This window comes from Loktanella salsilacus (assembly GCF_900114485.1).
GTDB classification, from domain to species: domain Bacteria; phylum Pseudomonadota; class Alphaproteobacteria; order Rhodobacterales; family Rhodobacteraceae; genus Loktanella; species Loktanella salsilacus.
In genome coordinates, this window is record NZ_FOTF01000051.1 from 1 (window position 1) to 6,442 (window position 6,442).

General features: G+C 59.2%; 6 protein-coding genes. 4 read left to right on the forward strand and 2 right to left on the reverse strand.

The window, feature by feature from the left end; genetic code table 11:
• The 4 genes from BM131_RS19455 to BM131_RS19470 all read left to right on the forward strand — a co-directional run.
• Nucleotides 1–183: GDP-mannose 4,6-dehydratase (locus BM131_RS19455; protein ID WP_175499497.1), on the forward strand; the 183-nt coding region annotated here is incomplete at its 5' end.
• Between the two features lie 4 nt (nt 184–187).
• Nucleotides 188–1,168 carry a GDP-L-fucose synthase gene (gene fcl / locus BM131_RS19460; RefSeq protein ID WP_090192109.1) on the forward strand — a complete coding sequence of 327 codons (981 nt, stop codon included), beginning with the start codon at nt 188–190 and terminating at the stop codon, nt 1,166–1,168.
• Between the two features lie 123 nt (nt 1,169–1,291).
• On the forward strand, nt 1,292–2,704 hold the full coding sequence (locus BM131_RS19465) for a mannose-1-phosphate guanylyltransferase/mannose-6-phosphate isomerase (protein ID WP_090192111.1): 1,413 nt from the start codon (nt 1,292–1,294) through the stop codon (nt 2,702–2,704).
• A gap of 43 nt (nt 2,705–2,747) precedes the next feature.
• Nucleotides 2,748–4,592 (forward strand): M10 family metallopeptidase C-terminal domain-containing protein, encoded by a 1,845-nt coding sequence (locus BM131_RS19470; protein ID WP_090192112.1) that lies wholly within the window; start codon nt 2,748–2,750, stop codon nt 4,590–4,592.
• A gap of 79 nt (nt 4,593–4,671) precedes the next feature.
• On the opposite strand, the gene BM131_RS19475 is transcribed toward BM131_RS19470, so the two are convergent.
• Both BM131_RS19475 and BM131_RS20370 read right to left on the reverse strand, forming a co-directional pair.
• Nucleotides 4,672–5,730: a GSCFA domain-containing protein gene (locus BM131_RS19475; protein ID WP_090192113.1), complete on the reverse strand. Its 1,059-nt coding sequence runs from the start codon at nt 5,728–5,730 to the stop codon at nt 4,672–4,674.
• Nucleotides 5,731–5,758: 28 nt separating this feature from the next.
• Nucleotides 5,759–6,442: WcbI family polysaccharide biosynthesis putative acetyltransferase (locus BM131_RS20370; RefSeq protein WP_090192115.1), on the reverse strand; the 684-nt coding region annotated here is incomplete at its 5' end.

A 6,442-nucleotide genomic window follows, 5' to 3' on the forward strand; every position in this document is an offset into this window, starting at 1 on the left:
CCGGCCGAGGTCGAGACCCTGCTGGGCAATCCCGCCAAGGCCAAGAAGAACCTCGGCTGGGTGCCGGAGATCACAGCGCAAGAGATGTGCGCCGAGATGGTCGCCAGCGATCTAAAATCCGCCAAGCGCCATGCCCTGCTCAAAGAGCACGGGCTGGAGATGCCGGTCAGCCTGGAAGGGTAAGATCATGCGCATCTATATCGCAGGCCATCGCGGCATGGTGGGCGGCGCGATCTTGCGTCAGTTGCAGGCGCGCAAGGACGCGGGCGAGGATCTGACGCTGATCACCCGCACCAGCGCAGAGCTTGATCTGACCGATCAGGTGGCGGTGCGTGAATTTATGGCGGCAGAAAAACCCGACGCCGTGATCCTGGCTGCCGCCAAGGTGGGCGGGATCATCGCCAACAACACCTATCCGGCGCAGTTCATCTATGAAAACCTGATGATGGAATGCAACGTGATCCATCAGGCCCACGCGGCCGGCGTGCAGCGTCTGCTGCAGCTGGGATCAAGCTGCATCTATCCGCGCGAGGCACCCCAGCCAATGGCTGAAGACGCTTTGCTGACCGGCACGCTGGAGCCCACGAATGAGCCCTATGCCATCGCCAAGATCGCGGGCATCAAGCTGTGCGAAAGCTATAACCGCCAGTATGGCCGCGATTATCGGTCCGTGATGCCGACGAACCTGTACGGTCCGGGCGATAACTTTCACCCCGAGAATTCTCACGTCATGCCCGCGATGATCCAGCGGTTTCACAACGCCGCTCAAGCTGGCGATGCGGAGGTCGTGATTTGGGGATCAGGCAAGCCGATGCGCGAGTTCCTACATGTTGATGATATGGCAGCGGCATCGCTGTTCGTGATGGATCTGGACAAGGACCGCTATGACGCGGAAACCGATCCGATGCTGTCCCACATCAATGTTGGCACTGGGCAGGATGTCACCATTCTGCAGCTGGCGCAGCTGGTGGCAAAGGTCACAGGCTTTCAGGGCCAAATCGTCACCGACCCCAGCAAGCCCGACGGCGCGCCGCGCAAACTGATGGATGTCAGCCGCTTGGCCCGCATGGGCTGGACGGCGGATATTGCTTTGGCAGACGGCGTGGCCCAGACCTATGCATGGTATCTGGAGCAGTTGGACAAGGGCGCGGCTGTGCGGGCGAAGTGAATTTGAATGGCGCGCAGGCTGCATCGGATTCGATCAGCACCCTGCGCAGGGCCGTATTTTTGGTATGAAGACGTCATAAAATCCGGTTAAGGACGGCGTCAAAAGATAAAAGGCAGATTTGATATGATTACGCCCGTCCTTCTGTGTGGTGGCTCTGGTACGCGGCTTTGGCCGTTGTCGCGCAAAAGCTATCCTAAGCAATTTTCCCCGCTGATGGGCGATGAAAGCCTGTTTCAGGCCAGCGCTGCGCGTCTTGCGGGTGAAGGCTATAGTGCCCCCGTGGTCGTCACCGCCGATGCTTTCCGTTTTATCGTGACAGAGCAGTTGGACACCGCCGGGATCACACCGGGCGCTGTGCTGATCGAGCCTGCGGGCCGTGATACGGCACCGGCTGTGCTGGCGGCGGCGCTCTATGTTTACGGTCAAGACCCGGATGCGATGTTGCTGGTGGCGCCATCGGATCACGTGATCCCGGATGCGGAGGCTTTTAATGCCACCGTGGCTGCCGCTTTGCCCGCAGCAAAAGCGGGTCAGTTGGTGACCTTTGGTATCAGCCCTGACCGCGCCGAGACGGGCTATGGCTATCTGGAACTGGCCGCCGCGCCGACGGGCGATGTGGCACCGCAGCCGCTGAAGGCGTTTGTTGAAAAGCCTGACGCTGAAGCTGCGGCCGCGATGCTGGCCGAGGGGCGTTATCTGTGGAACGCAGGTATCTTCTTGTTTTCGGCCGCCACGATCAAAGCGGCATATGAAAAGTTCGCCCCAGACATGGTCAAGGCCGTACAGGGCGCGCTGGATCATGCGAAGTCCGATTTGGGCTTCACCCGTCTAGCCGCAACCCAGTGGGAGCAGGCGCAGGCGATTTCCATCGATTACGCGGTGATGGAGAAGGCCGATAACCTGTCCGTCGTGCCTTACTTAGGCCGCTGGTCTGATCTTGGCGATTGGGCCGCGGTCTGGCGCGAGACAGAGCAGAACGGCGTGTCCCTGTCCGGTCCCGCCACCGCGATCGACTGCACTAACACGCTTTTGCGGTCCGAAGTGCCGGGCCAAGCCATCGTCGGTATCGGCCTTGACGACATCGTCGCCATCGCCATGCCCGACGCCGTGCTGATTTCCCACAAAGGCCGCACGCAAGAGGTCAAGCAGGCGGTTGCCGCGCTGAAGACGCAAAAGGCGCCGCAGGCCGAAAGCTTTCCCAAGGATCACCGCCCTTGGGGCTGGTTCGAAAGCCTGGTTGTGGGCGAGCGGTTCCAAGTCAAACGCATCGTCGTGCACCCCGGTGCCGCGCTGAGCCTGCAATCGCACCACCACCGGTCCGAGCATTGGATCGTCGTGCAGGGCACCGCGAAAGTCACCGTGGACGAAGACGTCAAATTGGTCAGCGAAAACCAATCTGTCTATATCCCCCTTGGCGCCGTGCACCGCATGGAAAACCCCGGCAAAGTGCCGATGGTTTTGATCGAGGTACAGACCGGGTCTTATCTTGGCGAAGATGATATTATTCGTTACGAAGATGTCTACGCGCGGGAGTAATTTTAACTGCGCAATCATCTTTGCGTTGTGAAGGATTACGCCTGTGCCCGATATTGCTGCCTCGATTGCGACAACTGCGAATATTCAGGTCGGGGGCACCTTTAATGGTGCCCTTGAAACCTATGGTGACCGGGATTGGATCCGGGTCAATTTGACAGCCGGGCAGACGGTACAGATTAATTTGGACGGGAGCGGCAGCAGTCCGGTCAGTGATACATATCTGCGGCTGTATAGTGCGAATGGCACTTTGATCGACGAAAACGATGACAGCAATTTTTCACTGAATTCAGAACTGACCTTCACGGCAGCCACGAGCGGATCCTATTATGTCGCGGCTGGCGGCTATAACGATTATCGCACCGGTGATTATACGGTGAGCGTGCAGGAAACGACCAGCACGGGCGGCACCCCGACAACTCCAACGACCCCAAGCACCGACTATACCCCGGCCCCGAATGCACCCGCTGGTCCGCTGGATTCGATCATGGGTGACACGATACTGAATGATCACGTCGTCACGGTTTATTTTGGTCGTGCTGGCGAAAACTTTGATGGACAGATTACCGGAGAAGGTTTCAACGCCTACGAGCGGTCGCGCTTTCAATACGCCTTTGACCAGATCGAAGCCGTGGCCGATATCGAATTTCGTATTGTGAACAATCCCGATCAAGCCGATTTCCGGCTGGTGCTGGATACCAATGAAATGGGTTATAACGAGCTGGGCTATTTCTATTCGCCCGGCCCCTATTTTCAGGCAGGCGTCGGGGTCTTTAATGGCGCTGCATTTGACCGCCGCGCTGGTGGCAATCTAGAGGTAGGCGGTAACGGGGCCACGACCATCACACACGAGTTAATGCACGGTCTGGGCCTGATGCATCCTCATGATGACGGGGCAGGGTCTTCTGTCATGACGGGCGTGACCAGTGCCTTTGACGATTTTGGCCGGGGTGATCTGAACCAAGGCATTTTTACCGCAATGTCCTATAACCCCGGATATACATCAGATCGGCCGACGTGGACCGAAGACTTTGGGTCCAGCAGCGGTCCGATGGCGCTGGATATCGCAGCATTGCAACTGATGTATGGCGCAGCGGAAAACCGCAGCGGCAACAGCTTTTATGTACTGGACGATTCAAACGCGACCGGCACCGGGTGGCAGACGATCTGGGACACGGGCGGCATCGATACAATCGTTTACGGCGGCGGTGCGGGCGCTGATATCAACCTGCGCGCGGCGAACCTGACCTATGGTACGGGCGGCGGCGGCTATGTGTCGTCGGTGAACGGTGTGATGGGCGGCTATACCATCGCCGCTGGCGTCGTGATCGAAAACGCCCGCGGGGGCAATGGCAACGACCGCATCGTCGGCAATGGCGCAGGGAACACGCTGGATGGGCGCGGCGGCAATGATGTGCTGTTCGGTCTGGAAGGCAACGATATCCTGCGGGGGGGTAATCTGCGGGACAATCTGATTGGCGGAACCGGGGCTGACATTTTGGTCGGCCAGCAGGGCAACGACCGTCTGCAGGGCGATCTGGGCGCGGACCGTCTGGTGGGCGGCGCAGGGTATGACACCTTTGTCTTTGCCCGCTTTGACGACAGTAAGGTCGAGGCGCCCCAGCGCGATGTGATCATGGATTTCCAGCGCGGTTATGACCAGATTGATCTGTCAGCGATTGACGGGCATCGCGGTTTGCGCGGGGATCAGGCGTTCAACTTTATCGGAAGCGCAGGGTTTGACGGGCGCGACGGTCAGGGCGATGTGCGGATTCAGGGCTTTGGCAATGGCGTCGTGGTGTCGGTCGACATCAACGGCGATGGCCGCGGCGATATGCTGATCGAGGTGCAGAACGTGGCCAGCCTGCAGGCCAGCGACTTTATCCTGTAAGGCACATGCCTTGCAAAGAAAGGGCGGCACCCCGGAATGCGGGGTGCCGCCCTTTTGCATCTAAAGCCCGGTAGCGAGTTCAGGCACGGTCGATCTGTTCCTCGTCGCAGACGATGCCCGTCGCCGCGCCGTAGCTTTGACGATCCGCGTCTGACAACGCCTCAGAGGCTGGCGCATCTGACGGGCCATTTCCAGTATAGGCGGAAATAAAGCAGCGCATCGCGTGGGACACGCCTTGGGCATTCACTTCGCGCTGATCGGGTTCGTAATACAGGCCGCCCGTGGCGCTGTTGGTGATGATTTCAAAGGACGGGAAGTAATCGACGAAATCATGGGCGTCGATGATTTCCTGCGCCGCGACCCGCAAGACCGCTTTGGAATAGGTGGTCGAAGTGATGACGTGGCGATCCTCATAGGTCGCGATCAGGGGGACCGGTGACACGGTCAGCAGCACTTTGACGGCCGGGTTGATCTTGCGCAGATCAGCCAGAAAGGCGGCCAGTGTGTCGCGCACTTCGGCGGTGGTGAAGTTGTGGAACGCGTGCTTTTCAGGGTCGAAGTCACCGGCGGCAACACCGGGGGCCAGCGGAAAGACCGATCCGTCGATCTTGGACATCCAAGCCTCTGTCAGGCCAAGTGTGAAGACGAAAACATCGGCGGTTTCAAAGATTGCGCGCACATGGGTCAGGTGCTCTGCGCGGGCGGCGGTCACGGCCTCGGGGCTGTCAAAGCCAGCCGGTTCGATCATCGGGCGGTAAGGGTCGACCCAGCGGCCATCGGGGCGTTGCCATGCTGTTTCGGCCTTGGTGCGCCCTTCAAAGACTTCGCGGAACAGCTGATCCAGCTGGTGCACGGTGTAAAGGTTGCCATAGCGTGCAGAGAACACGCCGTACTGGCCAGCGGTGCGATCTGCGTCCGCCAACTGTGCGCCATCTTCGGGGACGTAATAGTTGAACCCCAGCCCCGACAGCTTGCGCGAGATATGCTGCGCAAAACAGCTGCCAGCGGTGGCTACCTTCATATCAGGCGTCACGGTAAAGCGGGGGTGCAGGGCGGGATTGATCCGGAATGGGGCAACCCGCGACACGGCGCGGCGCCACATCTTGTAATCCGGAGCGCCGCTATAGGGATTGGTCATTGGTCAAATCCTTGAAATGGGGTCTGCATCACTGGGCGGGTTGCAAAGCCGGGGTGCCAGCCAGCACACGCGCCATGGCAGCGACCTTTGTGGCATACTCAGGCGAGAAGTTCAGATCTTCGCGCGGGTGGCGGCTGTAGGTGTAAAAGCACAGCTCGACAAAGCCCTTCAAGTCTACGACCTCGTCCTTATTGGTCAGCTTGAACTGAGTGCTACCCATACCGCCGCAGTTTTCTGCGATTTCCGGGTAGCAGGGGTAGATCGCATTGTTGCTAAGATTGTCTGGTGGTGCGCGGTAGAAATCCTGTACACGGGTGTCCAGTTTGGTGGCAATTACGCGGGCGACATCGAACAGGCATTGCACATGGGGGTGGTTGACCGTGTGCATGAAGCATCCTGTCCGCGACCAGCGCAGCATCAGGGGGGCAATATCAAGGCCAGCCTTGGCAAAGGTCGCCACGAGCAAGCTGCGCTGCTTGTCCCATTCATCAAAATAGCCGCAGGCGGCATAGGTCTGTGCGTTATACAGTTTGACCGTCTGTTCCACCGACAACCCGTGCAAAAACGCCGAGAGGCAGATGACCGAATGATAGGCACCAAAGCGCGTGTTGACCGGATAGCCTTTGGCGGAGCGGACATAGCACACGTCGGGGTGGTAGCCGGAAAAGTAGAAGCCGGGCACATCGACGACGGTCTTGGCAGCCAGCGCCTC

Bases quoted from the DNA above. Each gene is read 5' to 3' on its own strand.
- BM131_RS19475 (WP_090192113.1), bottom strand. From the start codon at position 5,730: ATGACCAATCCCTATAGCGGCGCTCCGGATTACAAGATGTGGCGCCGC.
- BM131_RS19465 (WP_090192111.1), top strand. From the start codon at position 1,292: ATGATTACGCCCGTCCTTCTGTGTGGTGGCTCTGGTACGCGGCTTTGG.
- fcl (WP_090192109.1), top strand. From the start codon at position 188: ATGCGCATCTATATCGCAGGCCATCGCGGCATGGTGGGCGGCGCGATC.